This window comes from Streptomyces sp. NPDC096176, assembly GCF_044763255.1.
Classification (GTDB): Bacteria; Actinomycetota; Actinomycetes; order Streptomycetales; family Streptomycetaceae; genus Streptomyces.
In genome coordinates, this window is the sequence record NZ_JBIWFV010000021.1 from 1 (window position 1) to 13549 (window position 13549).

The window sequence follows — 13549 nt, forward strand, 5'->3', positions numbered from 1 at the left end:
GGTCGAGAACCCGTCTACCAGGAGCTTCGTCGTTCCGTACAACCCAAGCCCACCAACGCCCCCGCACTGCAGTCAGGTTGGAAAGGGCTCCATGTGTCACCGGTAGCGAAGATCGACGGGCGGACCTCAACTGTCGAGGGTCTCCGCGATCTGCAGGGCGACCGCGGCGGGCGTGAGGTGCGTAGTGTCGACGACCTCGGCCTCACCGTGCAGCCACGTGCGGGCCGCCTCGGCGTACGCCTCGAGGTGTGCGAGACGGAACGGGGAAGGACCAAGGTCCGTATCCCCCTTGATGCGCCCGCGGAGGGTGTCCTGGTCAGCATGGAGAACGAAATGCCGTACCGGAATCGCATGTTGCGCGAGGCCCGAGCTGATCTCGCGCCAGTACTGCTCGACCAGGACAGTCATGGGCATCACCAGAGTGCCACCGGTGTAGTCGAGTACGCGGCGGGCGGTCTCGACCACGAGCGGCCGCCACGGCGACCAGTCCTGGAAGTTACCCGTCCAGGGCAGCCCCGGCTTGATGTCCATGAGCGTCTCGCCGACCTTTTCGGCATCGAACACCCGTGAATCCGGGATCAGCTGCTGCACGAGTGCACTGGTCGTCGTCTTGCCTGCACCGTGCGTGCCGTTGAGCCATACGATCATGGAACCAACGCTATCGCCGTGCGAGACGCAAGCGGTCTCAACCGCCAAGATCAGGTGCCGCCTGTCACGAAACGGTCGCATTGGCTGGGCATGCCTCCCAGTCGGTGACAAAAAGCCTGCCCCAGTGCCAACTATCGCGCTTCGGCTCAGAAGACGCCCTCGCAGCCAACCTGAGCAACGAGGGCACATGCTGCCGCTGCCCAGCACCGAGAACTCCCCTGCTGTCGCTGGAAAGAAGCAGCGGGGGTGCTAGCTAGCGGGTCAGGTGGCCGGGGTCGAGCGTGATCTGGAACGGGGCTGCCAAATCGGCGGATCGGCCAGCCTGGACAACGCGTTCCTCATAACCAACGCCCGCGCGGGTGCCGAGGTAGAGGCAGGGAGCGGGTTCCAGATCCAGGCGCCAGTAGTGGGCGATCCCGGCCGCCGCGTACAGAGACGGCTTCATCGTGCGGTCCGTGACCCGCGTGGAGGGGGAGGCGATCTCGACGACCAGGAGCACGTCGTGCGCGTCGATCGCGAGACCCGCCTCGGCGGCGGCCCACTGGCGCCGGCGCGCCGAAGCCCTCGGCATGGACATCGACGCCATGGTCGCGGCCGCCGCCCCCGGGCCCGGGCCGGACGCAGGCCTCGCCGCCGGCGGACCGACCGGACCGCAGATCCCGCCGCCGGACGCGATCGCCCGGGAGGTCTTCGACCCGGAGCGCGGACTCACGAGCAGCGAGAAGGAGTTCCACCGCGCCCAACTGCTGGCCGCCGTCGCCAACTCCTGCCCGTACGGCCTGAACACGGACGCGCTCGACCAGCTCGCCGACCAGGTCCTGGCCGTACCCGGCTTCGCGCGGGCGCTTCCCCATCGCGGCTCGGTCGCCATGAGCAACACCGACCGCTACACCACCCAGGACATCCTGGATGCCGAGCAGGTCATCGTCGACCAGGCCCGCTTCCGCTACGCGGACGGTTCGGCGCAGCTGACCGCAGACCAGGCCGCGGCCGCGCTCGGGGTCTTCGAGGTCGCCTCCGGCTTCGCGCTCGGTGACGAGCAGCGCGCCACCGTCCAGCGGCTGCTGACCGCCGGTCACGGCGTGGACGCGGTCATCGGCGTCGCCGGATCGGGCAAGACCTCGCTCATGGAGGCCTGCCGCACCGGCTGGGACGCCGTCGGCATGACCTACGCGGGCGCCTCCCTGTCCGCCGTGGCCGCGCAGAACCTGTTCGAGGGATCCGGCATCCCCGTGCGCACGGTGGCGTCCTGGCTGCAGCGCATCGAGAGCGGCGCCGGGCTGCGGGGCATCGACGTCCTGGTCCTCGACGAAGCGGTCATGACCGACGACCGTTCCCTGGCGCGCCTGCTGACCGCCGCCGCCGCCACGGGCACCAAGGTCATCGGTGTCGGCGACCCGCAGCAGCTGCAGGCGATCGGCCCCGGCGGCGGATTCGAGGAGATCCACCGGCTGATCCGCGGCACCGTCCTGCACACCAACCGGCGCCAAAAGGACGCCGCCGAGCGCCTGGCCCTGGAGGTCTGGCGCGACGGCGCCCGCGAGCAGGCCCTGCGGCTGCTCGCCGACGGCGGCCGCGTCCACGCCACCGACACCGCCGAGCAGGCGCATGCGCAGATCCTGACCGCGTGGAACGAGGCACGCAGCCGCTGGCCCGACGCGCACGACACGGTCGCGAACCTCGTGGTGCTGGCCGCCCGCAACGCGGACGTCGATGTGCTCAACGCCGGAGCCCAGGCCATCCGGCGCGCCGCCGGCGAACTCGGCACCACCCACACCTACGCCCGCCCCCGGGGCGAGAAGCTCACCCTGGCCGTCGGCGACATCGTGCGCGTGCGGCAGAACGACTACCGAAGCCGACGCGGCGCCGGACCCGACGTCCTCAACGGCTACCGCGCCGTCGTCACCGCGATCGACGACGCCCGCAACGTACAGATCACCTGGCGGCGCGAGAGCGGCACCTACGGACAGGCCTGGCTGAACCCCGGCCAGATCGCCCACGGCGCCCTCTCCCTGGGCTACGCGATGACCATCGCCGCCTCCCAAGGACTCACCACGGACACCGCCCTGCTGTACGGGCTCGGAGCGAACGCGTTCGCCCTCTACCCCGGCATCACCCGGGCCCGCACCGAGAACCACCTGTGGCTGCCCACCGCCGTCCTCGAGGACGAAGAGACCCGCGCCCATCTCGGAGACCCAGGCAGCGAGGCCGAGCGCCTGGACCGGGCTCTGCACGCCTACGCGAAACTGCTCAAGCAGGACCAGCCGGACGGCATGGTCAGCGACCAGCTGCGCGCCGCTCCCGAACCCGTCGCCCCTGCACCGAGCGACGAGCCGGAGTTCCCGTCGTGGGACGACAAGACCGCCCGCCCATGCGGCGGCTGGGCCTATTCACAGCTGACGGCGAAGCTCACCGAGCTGACCCGTCGTGCCGCCCATGCCGAGCAGGCCGCAGGCGAACGGGCACGCGAAGTCACCGCAGGGGCGGTCGAGCTCGCACGCCAGCCCTCCCCCGGCCGCCGCATCGCGACCGAGACCTCAGTTCTGATCGACAGCGCGGAGCAGCTGAACAAGCTCGCCCAGCAGCACGCCGACACCGCGGCTCGGGCGGGCGCCGATGCCGCACGCGCCCGCGAGATTCTCGATACGGTCCAACGTGCATCAGAGCGCAGCAGGATCGCGCTGCGCCTGGCCGGCACATCGCGTGCGGAACAGCAGCAGTTGATCGCTCAGTACACAGCCCAGACCGACACCGCCGAACAGGCACACCAGCAGGCCGTTCAGGCGGCCCGAGAGGCGCAGCACCAGGCATGGGAGACGATCAGCGCCTCTCCGCTCGCGAGCGCCATTCGTGGCTCCATCGCCGACGGGCAGGTGCCCACCGCTGCCGTGCAGCTCGAGCTGCTGGCGCGGATGCGCACCCAGTTGCCCGCCCTCGAGGAGCGCATCAACGCCGACCGTGCCGAGACGGTCCGGCGAGCTCGTGCGCAAGTGGTCGAACTTCGGGCAAGCGTGGAGACGTTCCGCGCGGACGCGGACGTGATCAAGGCGGAGCAGGAGCTCCGCCGGCGCATCGCCGAGCAGGCTCCCGGCCAGCATCAGCGGGAAGCCGCAGCCCGCGATGAGGCCCTCCAGCATCAGGCCCGGCGCATGACGGCACAGCGACGGGCAGTCGAACCGCTCCACCGTCAGCCTGTGCTGAGCGACCGCTCTGGTCCCCAAGTTCCCCCTTGGGGCGCTTCAGTCTGACATCCCCGGTTTCACAACCCATGGTGAAACCGGACCTGTTCGCGAGAGAGCCGCTCACCTGCGTAGACGTGGAGCACATACCTCCATCGAGGGAAGTCTTCGATGGGTCGGCCTGCCTGGTTTGCTGTGGTATCGGCCTTGTGACTTGACCCCGACCGGATCGGCTGTCGGTAGGGCACCGGTAGGCTTTGGCCCGTCTTCTTCGAGCGTGTTGTCGCAGCCGTCAATTGGGGTTGTCGACAAGGTGGTCCCTCGTCTGACGGTCCGATCCCGCAGACGCCGCTGGACTCCCGTCCGGGAGCTCAGGAAGGAGGTGGACCTTGACGTTCCTACGGGAGCTGATGGGTCGTTGGAGGAAGCGCGTGAAGCCTCCTGCGATCACGCCCGAGTGGATTTCGGCGGCGGCTGGTGTCGCCGGCCTTACCGCCTGGATGGTGGATCGCTGGAGCTAGCGTGCCGAAGCAAAAGGTCCCAGCCGAGGATTCGACTAGGACCTGATGCGCTTCGACGGACGAGGCCCCATCCCTACAGCTGGCCAGCATCGCGGGGTGGGGTTTCGTGCTGTTGTCTAGCCTTCACTGACTGAAGTGGAAAGGTAGTTTCCCTTCGGCCGGTGAGTAGCTGCGTCCACGGTACCGACTCTTAAGACATGCCTCCACAACCGGGAGGCGTCTGAACACCCCGACTTCGCGTATCTGCCCTGGTCAGGGCAATGTAAAACGGGTACACAAGGCTCTTGTGCACCCCTTTCGCGTCAGGTGGACGCGGGTTCGGTGAGTGAGGCCAGTCGGTGTCGTGTGCGGATGGCTGCGGGCGAGTCCGGGCCGTGAATCTCCGTGAGTGCCGTGAGGAGCTCCGCGCCCAGACGCTGGGCGTCTGCCGATGGCAGCGTTCGCCACAGGCTGTAGACGAGCTTGGTGGCGTGAGCAGTATCGGCGTGTCCGCGGCCTTGCACGGTGGCGCGCAGCCGCGCGGTGTGCAGGTACCAGCCGACCGCACCGGCATGGTCGCCGGCCAGGTGTGCCAGGTGTGCGCGCACTTCGCGGATCTGGATCGTGTGGAGATGGGCCTCGCCGTGCTGCGCGGTGATCTGAACGTCGAGGCGGTGCGCGCTCGCTGAGGCCTCCGCAAGGTGCCCGGCCGCCCCGGCGGCCGCAATGGCGGCGAGCTCCTGGCGTACGGCTTCCGGTACCGGAGGCGGCTCCGCAGCAGGGAGAGAGGGCTTCGGCGAGCCGCCCGTCTCCCAGAAGGTCGGAGTGACGGTGCCCCACGGGAGGTAGAGGTCTTGCTCGGACACTGCTGATCTCCCTTGGGGCGAGGTCTGTGCGATGTGCTGCTCATGGCGGTGGTCAGATGTTCAGGCCATGCTGCCGCAGGTACGGGATCGGGCTGATGTCCGAGCCGTAGTCGGGGCCGGTGCGCACTTCGAAGTGCAGGTGGGGTCCGGACACGTTGCCGGTGGCGCCCGACAGGCCGATGCGGGTCCCGCCCTCCACCTTCTGCCCCGCCCTGACCTCGAGCCGGGAGAGGTGGGCGTACTGGCTGTACATGCCGTCAGGGTGGCGGATGACGACCTGGGTGCCATAGGGGCCGCCCGGGCCGGCCGTCACGACGGTGCCGGGCCCGATGGACCTGAGCGGTGACCCGACGGGGACGACGAAGTCGATGCCGGTGTGGTAGCCGCTGGACCACATCGGCCCGCGCTGACGGTACGGGGTGCCTGCGGGACCGTCGGTCGGCAAGGTCCAGCCGCCGGAGGCGTCCGCGCCGCTCGCCGCCATGTCGGCAGACATCGCCATGATGTTCTTGACGTAGTTGTACGTCTCGCCGTTGGCGAACGTGACGGGCGGCACGCCGCGGTACTGGTCGACGCGGCCCCATCCGGCGTTGTAGCCGGCCAGTGCCTGCTCTATCGGGCTGCCTCGATACTCGGGGTGCTTCTTGCCCTTCTTCAGCAGCGAGCACATGAAGTTGGCCTGGGCTGGGATGGCGTCCTCGGGGTCCCAGACGCTGGCCTTGCCGTCGCCGTTGCCATCCACCTTCCAGGTCTCCCACGTACCGGGCATGAACTGCGCGATGCCCTGCGCGCCCACGGGAGATCCCGCGTCGGGCCTGAAACCCGACTCCTGCTTCAGCTGCGCCGCCAAGATCGCGGGTGGCAGGCCCTGGTCACACGACGCGGAGGCGTCCAGAACCAACTGCGCGTACTGCGGCGGAACCCCGTTCTTGCCGATCCTGAGCCCGCTGCCGGTCGGCTGCTGAATACTGCCGCCCCCACCGTCTTCGTCATCGAACACGGCGATCAGCATGACCACTCCGAGCCCGAGCGCCACGGGGGTCATGACCGCTCCGGCTCCCACGAGCGCGACCACGCGCTTGAACCCCACCAGTCCCCCCTCTGGCTTGTTTCGTTTGCTCACTGAAAAGGCGCTCTCCCCAGCGCCAGCCCTATGCCCTACCAGGCGAATGACCTGTGAGCTCGCGTGACACTATGCCATCTGGGCACGCCAATAAGGATGGTGATAATCCGTCTGCTGGGCTCAAGAGGCAACGTGTAGGGTTTCGATGCGCTCTGCATGCGCTCGCGAAAGTGCGACGAATTAACGCGCGCGAATATTTGCAGCATTATTTCGGGGGAATAGTGGCGAAACGGGGTAATTCGGCGACGCCGAAACTGCCGGAAGCTGCTCGCTTGATGGTGCCGGTCATGGCGGCCACCGGCGGCAGCGGGCGGTCGACGGTGGCCAATCTGCTGGCCTGTGGTTTGGCGCTCTCCGGCCGGACGGCGGTACTGGACACCGGGCCTCGACTGTCGTCGCCGTGGCCGGCCTGGACACACGGGCAGCCGGTACAGGGCTTGTCGTCATTGCCTTCCGACCGTCCGCTGTCGCGTGCCCTGGTGCGCCAGGCTGCAGCACAGCGGCCGGGCTTGGCGGCGGAGACGTCGTGGCAGGTCCTCACCGACGCCCGCGAGTGGCACAGTGCACCCCTCTCACTTCCGCAGGACCCTGCCGCATGGCACCAGTTGGCAGCGATCGGCGGCTGGCAGTCTGTCGTCGCCGACACCTCGCACCCGGTCGCCCACGACGTCCTTGCTGCCCGCTGTGAGGACCGCGTGGGCCTGACGCGTGGCTGGTGCAACCTGCCGTTCGCCATACCGGTTCTGTGCGCGGCCGCCACCGCGAGCGGAGTCCAAGCACTTCAGCAGGCCGTGATGGCCATGCACGCCGAAGGCCTGCCGCTGCAGCGCACGGTCGCGGTACTGGTGAGCAGCTCCGACGGACGTCCGCCGGCGGTCGTGCGGGCCGGAGCCACCATGCTCGACCCCCGAGTTTCCGCCGTGGTGCAGCTTCCTCACGATCCGAGCATCCGCGCCCACGGGCTGCGCGAACCCTCTCGGCTGCGCTCCCGCACCCGCCAAGCGGCCACCGCACTCGCGGACGCCGTCCTGGCCGCGGCGCACTCCACCTGGGGAGAGCCACTACCCCATGCGCCGCGACCCCGCCCGCTTTCCCCTTCTGTCCCCACATTTTGACGAGGTGTCCGCTATGAGCCAGATCATGGAAGCCCTGACCAACATCGCCGCCGACCCTCATTGGCAGGTCCTCGCCGCTGACGATCCGAAGAAGGACGGCGGCACTGGTGGCGGTGGCGGCCCCGTGCCGGGGGTGACGCCGGCTCTGCCGCCCTCGGTCTCGAACCCGGTCAACACCATCCTCGCGTGGACGGCCGGGCTCGGTCTGGCCGGTGCCGTCCTCGGTGGTCTGCTCGGCTGGGCTTTCGTGGCCGTCGGCCACAACACCGAACGCGCACAGCTCGCCGCCCGCGGTAAGCAGGGCATCCTCTGGAGCCTGATCGGGGCGGGCGGTATCGGTGTGACCAGCGCTCTTGTCCTGGCCTTCTACAACATGACGAAGGGCGGGGCGTGACCGTGGATGCCCATGACCGCAAGGCCCGCCGGGCGAAACTCACTCTGATCGGGCTCGGAACGCTGGTCGGCGCGGCCCTTGTCGGCGGCGGAGTCACTGCGTTCCTCCTGTTGGGGGGCGATGAGTCGTCCGGGACGTCGGGGAAGCCGTCCGCAACGGCCAAGCCCTCTCCCTCCAGCTCTGCCGGCAACGGGGCAGGGAAGGCGATGACCCCGGAGAAGGCGCAGAAGATGAAGCTGGTCGCTCCGACCGGCCAGAAGAACGGCGTATCCACCGGCTTCCCGCACACGGCGATGGGCGCCATGTCGGCGGCGGTGTACTTCCACGAGGAGTACGCCTGGCTGGATGACCAGAAGGCCCGGCAGCAGCTCGAGGTGGTCACCTCGCCGGACGCCCCCGGCTTCATCGACGAGCAGATCTCCGAAGTCCGCAAGCTGCGCGAGGGCGTGGGGCTTCCGCCGTCCGGGCCGGCGCCCGTCGGTCTGACCTTCACCACCACCGTCGAAGCCGTCCGCGGCAGAAGCATCAGGGCGTCGGGTGTTCCGTTGGGCGACGTGGTCCATGTGTGGCTGAACTTTGACCGCTATGCCACGAGCCCGGACGGCGGCCCGGACAAGGACCCGCTCAAGGGGGACGCCACCGACTACATCCTGAAGTGGCAGGACGGGGCGTGGCGGCTGACCAACGAGCCGCAGTACTGGAGCAAGCGCACGTTCCCGGTGGCCTACGACAAGGACAGCCCCTACGCCTGGGACGATGGCTGGTGGCAGGTGCGGCGTGCGGACTGAACGGGTCGTGAGACCTGCGGGTCAGGCGCTGTCCCTGCTACTGGTTCTGATCTTTTCCTTCGGCCTGAGCGCTGCCGGGGCATCTGCGGCAACAGTGGCCAAGCCTGACCCGCGCACGAATGCCGACTACGGTCCGCCCAAGCCTCCCCCAAAGGAATGGGGGGAAGGCGGCCAGGTTGCTGGCATCAACGACGAGGGCAACTGGTGCATCGTCGGCGAAGCCGACAACTGCACCCTCGTGCCTGGCGACGTCCCCGGCACGTGGGATCGGTGCCACGAGAATCCTGACTGCTCCAACGAAGACCGGCACGCCTATGAGATGCGCGAGCTGGAGAAGTGGCGCAAGGGCTACCACGACAAGACCGCGCCGGAGTTCAAAAAGCTGAACGAGTACGTCACCGAGTGCGTCGAGAAGGGCGGCATCTTCCGTGACTGCTTGGCGAAGGGCCACAAGCTCTACCCGCCACCGTCCAAAGGGCCACTGGAATGGGTGGGCGGCAAGATCTCCGAGATGGCATCGGACGCCCTGAAGGAAGCGGCGAACTACATCGGCAAGGCCGTCGTCTGGCTCCTGTCCGAGTTCGCGCAGATCTTCAACTCCTCGTCCACCATCAAACTCGACGAGACCGGCATCGGGTCGGTCACCGGCATCATGACCGCGCTGTCCGCCGTGATCGCCACGTTCCTGCTGTTGCTGCAGTTCGGCAAGGTCGGCCTCAGCCAGAAGGGCGAGCCGGCCGCCACTGCGTTCGTCGGCCTGGCGAAGTGGGCCGTCATCTCCTCCGTGTACTGGATCGCGACCCAGACGGCACTGAGCTGGTCGGACGCCGTGAGCAGCTGGATCATCAACTACACCTTCGAAGGCGGCGGCAGCGGCGAAGCCGACGCCACCAAGGCCATGCAGCAGCAGCTCGGCACCCTTTTCGGCAGTCTGATCGGCGGCGGTGGCGCCGCGTCCGTCGGCGGGGCCGTGCTCGCTGGCGAAAGCATCACGGCCGCCGCGGTGGGCGCCATCATCGTGATCGGCATCGTGTGCATCCTTGCCATCGGCGCCCTGTGGATCGAGGTCCTGCTGCGCCAGGCGGGAATCATGATCCTCGTCGCGACCATGCCGGTCGTACTGGCGGGACAGCTCTCGGACGCCACCTCGGACTGGTGGCCCAAGGCCCGCAATGCCCTGATCGCGCTCATTCTGATGAAGCCGATGATCGTGGTCTGCTTCGCGATCGGCTTCGGAGCGATGGCCGAGGGCAAGGGCGCGCAGAACATGTTCGTCGGCCTGGTCATCTTCCTGCTGGCCTGCTTCGCCTGGCCGGTGATCGCCAAGTTCATGACCTTCTCCACCGTCGGCGGCGGCAGCTCGGTCGCGTCCGGCCTGATGAGCTCCATCGGATCGTCTGCCGCGTCCGCGGGTGGCTATCGGCCCGAGATGGCCGGAGCCGGCACGGTCGGCGACGGCAGCGGCTACACCCGAGCGCTGGAGCAGGACACTGCCCAGACGATGTCCAGCGGCTCCAACGCGGCCGGACGCAGCTTCGGCGCCAAGGTCAGGGGCTCGATCGGCCTGCCCCTGCAGGTCCTGGCCGCCGGCAAGGACGTCATGGAATCGGGCATGGCCAACACCGCAGCGCACGCAGGGCTGGACAGCGGATCCCCCGGCGGCCGCCACGCCGTCATCGCCCCCCGCCGCAGCGGGAGCCCCAGTGCCGCTTCGGCACCTGCCGAGGACGACGTGCCCGCCCCCGCGGGCCCGGCCGCGCCGCCACCCGTGCGGGAATCGGTTCCGCCGCCCGCCCCACGACCGTCCGCTCCCAGCGACGGCGCAACACCCAACCGGAATGGGGGCTGATCCGTGGCGAATTCACAACCCGTCACCTACGGCGGCTGGCAATCGGAGAAGTCCGGCTTCATCGGACGGTTGTCCGGACCCGGCTTCGCCCTGGTGGCTGCCGCGTCGGTCCTCGCGCTCATCCCGATCAACATGGGCAGCTGGAGCGCCGCTCTGCTGTGCGTGCCGATGTCCCTGCTCCTGCTCCTGCTCGCCTTCGGGCGGGTCATGGGCCTGAGCGCCGATGAATGGATCGTCCTCGCAGTAAGGCATCAGATCGCCGTGGCAAAGAAGCAGAACCTGTTCTTCAGCGGGGCGTTCGCTCCCGCCTCCAAGACGACGGGCGAGCAGCCCATGGACCTGCCCGGCGTTCTGGCCCGGCTGCGGATCCTTCAGGCCCCGGACGGGCTCGGCGGGCAGCTCGGCGTCGTGCACGACCCGGTCGCCGGCGTCTACACCGCCGTAGCCCGCATCACCTTCCCCGGCCTGGCGCTGGTCGACACCGACAAGCAGAACGCCCGGGTCGCCGCCTGGGCCGGGCTGCTCCGCTCGTTCTGCACCGAGGACTCCCCCATCGTGCGGATCTCGGTGCACCAGCGGTGCCTGCCCGACGACGGGGCCGCACTGCGGTCATGGACCGCACGCCATGTCACCCCCGACGCCCCGGCGGCGGCGGTCACCGCACTGGCGGAGGTCATGGAGGGAGCCGGCCCGGCCGCCACCTCCAGGGAGACCTACCTGTCGGTGACGATGTCCGCCGCCCGCGCTCGGCTCGCCATCAAGGGCGCCGGCGGCGGCCAGGTCGGCGCAGCCGCCGTCCTGGTGCGCGAAACCACCGCCATGCTCGGCGCCTTGAGCACCGCGAGCCTGCAGGTCGTCGAATGGCTCTCGCCGCGTGCCGTCGCCCAGACCGTGCGCACCGCCTACGACCCCGATGCCCAGCTCGAGCTCGCCACCCGCAACGCGGCCGCCGAGGAAGAAGGCTGGACCGGCACCCCGCCCGGCGTCGACCCGGCACTCGCCGGACCGGCGGCCGCCGAGAACGCCTGGGGCACCTACCGCCACGACGGAGCCTGGACCGTCAGCTACCAGGTCCGGACCTGGCCGCAGGCCGAGGTCTACGCCACCTTCCTGCAGCCCCTGCTGCGCCCCCGGCAGAACGCTCGCCGCTCCATGAGCCTCGTCTACGAGCCCATCGGCCCCCGCCGTGCCCGCCAGGAGCTGGCGCGCGAGAAGGCCAAGCGCAGCTCCGCCCGCCACCTGCGGGCCAAGACCGGCCGCGACGAGAGCGAGGACGAGCGGCGCGAGGCGCTCATCGCCCGGACCCAGGACGCTGCCCGGGCCGCCGGCCAAGGTGTGGTGCGGATGACCGCGGTCCTCGCCGTCACCGTCACCAGCGTCGACGAGCTGGAGACGGCGTGCGCCGAGCTCCAGGCCGATGCCGCCTCCGCCGGGCTGGAGCTGCGGCGCATGTGGGGCGCCCAGGACGTCGGCTTCGCAGCCGCCGCGCTGCCCCTCGGCCAGGGCCTGCCCGATCGACGAATGGGCTTCTGATGGGACTGCTCTCACGCCGCCGCACCGGCGGCGACACCCTCCTGGAGGCTGCCGGGCTCGGCGAGGCCACCGGACTGAAGAACCGCAGCGTTCCCGCGCAAGCGGCGCAGTCCGCCCGCGAACAGCGCCGGGCACGGCTGTTGGAGAACCCCGACACCGTCATGCGGATCGCCCCGCGCAAGGGATGGCCGCAGCCGTTTGCCGGCCGGGCCGCCGCTCTGCCGCGCACCGAGGTCGTCCGCGCGGACACCACGACGGCGGCCGGGGCCTACCCCTTCCTGCACGCCGCCACCCTGCCGCCGGTCGGCGCCTACATCGGCCAGAACACCCTGACCACTCAAGCCTTCTCCGCTCACCCCGCGGTGTGGGTCAGTGAAGGGCTGTGCACCAACCCGAACGTGATGATCACCGGTATCCCGGGGTCGGGGAAGTCCGCGCACGTCAAGGCACTGGCGTTCCGGCTGATGGCGTTCGGGCACCGCACCCTGATCGCCGGGGACGTGAAGGGAGAGTACGCCGGACTCTGCCGCCACCTCGGTGTCGAGCCGGTGAGGCTCGGTCCCGGGCTGCCCGGCCGGCTCAACCCGCTGGACGCAGGCCCGCTCGGTGTGGGGCTCGAAGACGTACACGATCCGGCGGAGTTCCGCAGCCGCCTGCAGGAGATCCACCGCCGTCGCCTCACTCTGCTCAAGGCCCTGCTCGAGCTCCAGCTCAAGCGCACGCTGCAGCCGCAGGAGGAGGAGGCGCTCGACGTCGCGGTGCGCGAGGTGACCGGCGAGCTGTACGGGCAGTCCCGCCTCGCCGTGCCGACACTGCCGCTGGTCTACGACAAGCTGCGCGACCCGAGCGAGGCCATGGCCCGCGAACTGCGGGTGCGCGACGGCGAGGTGCAGCTCGCGCGCGAGCAGATGGTCTCCATCCGCTCCGCGCTCGGCGGCATGGTCAACGGCCACCTGGGCGGCCTGTTCGACCAGGAGACATCGATCGGCCTGGACTGGGACGCCCCGATCCAGTCCGTCGACATCAGCGCCCTCGAGGGGTACGGCGACGAGACCGTGGCCATGGTCCTGTCCTGCGTCTCCTCCTGGGCCCAGTCCGCCATCGACCGGCCCGGCAACCGCCCCTGGGTCGTCGTCCGCGACGAGCTGTGGCGCCAGATGCGCTCCGGCGGCGCCTCTATGGTCAAGAAGATCGACGCCGACCTGCGCCTGTCCCGCGCCACCGGCACCATCCAGGTCCTGGCCACCCACCGGCTCTCCGACTTCGAGTCGGTCGGCGCGGCCGGCTCGGAGGCGGTCGCCGTCGCCAAAGACCTGATCTCCTCCTGCGAAACCCGCATCCAGCTCGCCCAGGACACCCGGCCCCTGCAGATCACCCGCGAGGCCATCGGGCTGACCGACGCCGAATGCGACCTGATCGGCTCATGGGGCGCCGGGCAGCGCGGCCGCGCCCTGTGGAAGGTCGGCCGCGGCGGCGGCTCCCACGCCGTCCAACTCGTCCTGTCCCACACCGAGGAGAAGCTCTTCGAGACCGACGAGAAGATGGTGATCTGAC

Annotated in this window: 11 protein-coding genes; 7 read left to right on the plus strand and 4 right to left on the minus strand. The window is 69.5% G+C overall.

Going from position 1 to position 13549, the window contains the following annotated elements; all coding sequences use genetic code 11:
* Nucleotides 1–126 precede the first annotated feature (126 nt).
* Both ACIQ7Q_RS33575 and ACIQ7Q_RS33580 read right to left on the minus strand, forming a co-directional pair.
* The gene (locus ACIQ7Q_RS33575) at nucleotides 127–648 is read right to left on the minus strand and encodes an ATP-binding protein (RefSeq protein WP_403870799.1); all 522 of its coding nucleotides are present in this window, start codon (nucleotides 646–648) and stop codon (nucleotides 127–129) included.
* Between the two features lie 253 nt (nucleotides 649–901).
* A complete protein-coding gene (locus ACIQ7Q_RS33580) occupies nucleotides 902–1225 on the minus strand; it encodes a Uma2 family endonuclease (protein WP_403870802.1) in 324 nt (107 codons plus the stop codon).
* Between ACIQ7Q_RS33580 and ACIQ7Q_RS33585 the strand changes: the two genes are divergently transcribed.
* Complete coding sequence (locus tag ACIQ7Q_RS33585; RefSeq protein ID WP_403870804.1) at nucleotides 1218–3896, plus strand: ATP-dependent RecD-like DNA helicase; 2679 nt, start codon at nucleotides 1218–1220, stop codon at nucleotides 3894–3896. The two genes, ACIQ7Q_RS33580 and ACIQ7Q_RS33585, sit on opposite strands and share 8 nt — an antisense overlap.
* 754 nt (nucleotides 3897–4650) lie before the next feature.
* On the opposite strand, the gene ACIQ7Q_RS33590 is transcribed toward ACIQ7Q_RS33585, so the two are convergent.
* Both ACIQ7Q_RS33590 and ACIQ7Q_RS33595 read right to left on the minus strand, forming a co-directional pair.
* Nucleotides 4651–5193, minus strand: coding sequence for a hypothetical protein (locus tag ACIQ7Q_RS33590; protein ID WP_403870807.1), 543 nt, complete (start codon nucleotides 5191–5193; stop codon nucleotides 4651–4653).
* A 52-nt stretch (nucleotides 5194–5245) separates the two neighbouring features.
* Complete coding sequence (locus tag ACIQ7Q_RS33595) at nucleotides 5246–6283, minus strand: peptidoglycan DD-metalloendopeptidase family protein (protein WP_403870810.1); 1038 nt, start codon at nucleotides 6281–6283, stop codon at nucleotides 5246–5248.
* 203 nt (nucleotides 6284–6486) lie between these two features.
* On the opposite strand from ACIQ7Q_RS33595, the gene ACIQ7Q_RS33600 reads away from it, so the two are divergent.
* The 6 genes from ACIQ7Q_RS33600 (at nucleotide 6487) to ACIQ7Q_RS33625 (ending at nucleotide 13548) form a co-directional block, all read left to right on the plus strand.
* Nucleotides 6487–7431, plus strand: a complete 945-nt coding sequence (locus ACIQ7Q_RS33600) for a hypothetical protein (protein WP_403870813.1) — start codon at nucleotides 6487–6489, stop codon at nucleotides 7429–7431.
* A 13-nt stretch (nucleotides 7432–7444) separates the two neighbouring features.
* Nucleotides 7445–7825, plus strand: a complete 381-nt coding sequence (locus ACIQ7Q_RS33605; RefSeq protein WP_403870816.1) for a hypothetical protein — start codon at nucleotides 7445–7447, stop codon at nucleotides 7823–7825.
* On the plus strand, nucleotides 7822–8613 hold the full coding sequence (locus tag ACIQ7Q_RS33610) for a hypothetical protein (RefSeq protein WP_403870819.1): 792 nt from the start codon (nucleotides 7822–7824) through the stop codon (nucleotides 8611–8613). Before ACIQ7Q_RS33605 ends, ACIQ7Q_RS33610 begins: the two co-directional genes overlap by 4 nt.
* Nucleotides 8614–8932: 319 nt before the next feature.
* Entirely contained in the window at nucleotides 8933–10462 is a 1530-nt protein-coding gene (locus tag ACIQ7Q_RS33615) for a hypothetical protein (protein ID WP_403870822.1), read from the plus strand.
* Nucleotides 10463–10465: 3 nt separating this feature from the next.
* Nucleotides 10466–11995, plus strand: coding sequence for an SCO6880 family protein (locus ACIQ7Q_RS33620; protein WP_403870825.1), 1530 nt, complete (start codon nucleotides 10466–10468; stop codon nucleotides 11993–11995).
* Nucleotides 11995–13548 carry a type VI secretion protein gene (locus tag ACIQ7Q_RS33625; RefSeq protein WP_403870828.1) on the plus strand — a complete coding sequence of 518 codons (1554 nt, stop codon included), beginning with the start codon at nucleotides 11995–11997 and terminating at the stop codon, nucleotides 13546–13548. The genes ACIQ7Q_RS33620 and ACIQ7Q_RS33625 overlap by 1 nt, the downstream gene beginning before the upstream one ends.
* Nucleotide 13549: the final 1 nt, after the last annotated feature.

What these genes read in the sequence shown, in the direction of transcription:
- ACIQ7Q_RS33575 (WP_403870799.1), bottom strand. Translation starts at nt 648, where the DNA reads ATGATCGTATGGCTCAACGGCACGCACGGTGCAGGCAAGACGACGACC.
- ACIQ7Q_RS33585 (WP_403870804.1), top strand. Translation starts at nt 1,218, where the DNA reads ATGGACATCGACGCCATGGTCGCGGCCGCCGCCCCCGGGCCCGGGCCG.
- ACIQ7Q_RS33580 (WP_403870802.1), bottom strand. Translation starts at nt 1,225, where the DNA reads ATGTCCATGCCGAGGGCTTCGGCGCGCCGGCGCCAGTGGGCCGCCGCC.
- ACIQ7Q_RS33605 (WP_403870816.1), top strand. Translation starts at nt 7,445, where the DNA reads ATGAGCCAGATCATGGAAGCCCTGACCAACATCGCCGCCGACCCTCAT.
- ACIQ7Q_RS33615 (WP_403870822.1), top strand. Translation starts at nt 8,933, where the DNA reads ATGCGCGAGCTGGAGAAGTGGCGCAAGGGCTACCACGACAAGACCGCG.
- ACIQ7Q_RS33625 (WP_403870828.1), top strand. Translation starts at nt 11,995, where the DNA reads ATGGGACTGCTCTCACGCCGCCGCACCGGCGGCGACACCCTCCTGGAG.